The sequence below is a fragment of the Tritonibacter sp. SIMBA_163 genome (assembly GCF_046535935.1).
GTDB lineage: Bacteria > Pseudomonadota > Alphaproteobacteria > Rhodobacterales > Rhodobacteraceae > Epibacterium > Epibacterium scottomollicae.
Window position 1 is genome coordinate 1 of the sequence record NZ_JAWJBP010001082.1, and the last position, 245, is coordinate 245.

1 protein-coding gene is annotated in these 245 nt (G+C 58.0%); it reads right to left on the reverse strand.

What is annotated here, in order from left to right; all coding sequences use genetic code 11:
• Positions 1-245: TSUP family transporter (locus R0J92_RS25675; RefSeq protein WP_411053769.1), on the reverse strand; the 245-nt coding region annotated here is incomplete at both ends.

Genomic DNA, 245 nt, shown 5'->3' on the forward strand with positions numbered 1-245 from the left:
GAAGCGTATCCCCACTACGGCGAGCAGTGCAGCAAAACCGTAACGAAGCACATGGGCAGGCAACACATGCGCTAAGCGTACTCCTAGGCGTGCAAACGGCACGCTGGTGGCGACAATGCCCAGAAAGGCAGGCCACATAACAAACCCGGTTGCCCAAGGCGGCAACAGGGGGTTACCCCAGCCCACTAGGATAAAGGTAATTGCTCCCACTGCGGCTATTGGTAAGCCACAAGCGGCAGAGGTTC